Annotated in this window: 1 protein-coding gene; it reads right to left on the bottom strand. The window is 62.0% G+C overall.

Annotation, left to right across the window (positions count from 1 at the left end; translation table 11 throughout):
- Window positions 1-1,025, bottom strand: a 1,025-nt coding sequence (locus GWC77_RS27945; protein WP_173262779.1) for an IS256 family transposase, incomplete at its 3' end; no start/stop codon positions are given.
- Between the last annotated feature and the right edge of the window lie 53 nt (window positions 1,026-1,078).

Here is a 1,078-nt window from a genome sequence, read left to right on the forward strand (position 1 = left end):
CGCACCGCCGGCGGGAACGCGAAGAACGGAATGACGCGATCCCAAGCATTGCGCCACGCCGCGCTGACCGTCGGGAATCGTTGCCCCCAAGGCCCTTCGGCAAACGCGTCGAGTTCGGCCTGCGCGGCCTCGGCGCTGGCTGCTGTGTAGATCGGTCGAATCGCCGCAGCCAGCCCCTTACGGTCCTTCCAACTCGCGTAATCAAGGCTGTTGCGGATCAGGTGGACGATGCAGGTCTGCAGCGTGGTTGCCGGAAACACGACGGCCAGTGCCTCTGGCATACCTTTCAGGCCGTCGGTCACGGCGATCAGAATGTCGTTCACGCCGCGGGTCTTCAAATCGTTGAACACCTTCATCCAGAACTTAGCGCCCTCGGTGTTCTCGATCCACAGGCCGAGAATGTCCCGTGTTCCGTCGGGCAGGACACCCAGCGCGAGGTAGACGGCCTTGTTGCGTACGACAGCATCTTCGCGGATCTTGACGCGCAAAGCATCGAAGAACACGACCGGATACATCGGTTCGAGCGGCCGTGACTGCCAGGCCGTGACTTCAGCCATGACCTCGTCGGTGACAGAACTGATGAACTCGGGCGAGACCTCGGTGCCGTACTGCTCCTGCAAGAAGCCCTGGATCTCGCGTACGGTCATGCCCCTGGCGTACATGGCGACGATCTTCTCGTCGAAGCCTGTAAAACGTCTTTCGTGCTTGGGGATCAATAGCGGTTCGAAGCTGCCGTCGCGGTCGCGCGGCACCTCGATGCGGATCGGGCCGTCTTCGGTCAGAACGGTCTTGGCGCCTTTGCCGTTGCGCTGGTTGGTGACGGCGGCCGGCTTGGCCGCGCCCGATGAATAGCCCAGATGGTGGTTCATCTCGCCGCCGAGCGCGCGCTCGATCAACGCTTTCTTCAGCGCCATGGTCGCGGCGTTGATGGATTCGGCCGTCATCGGGCCGTTGCCGAACTGCTCAAGCAGCTCGGCGGGAATCGCCGGCAGGTCTACCGGTGGGGTCTTGGGTTTGCGAGGCATATTTTCTCCTGGGGAGCATCATATGCCTTGAACACGAAATTACTGACAGACCC

This window comes from Paraburkholderia sp. NMBU_R16 (genome assembly GCF_013282575.1).
Lineage (GTDB): Bacteria > Pseudomonadota > Gammaproteobacteria > Burkholderiales > Burkholderiaceae > Trinickia.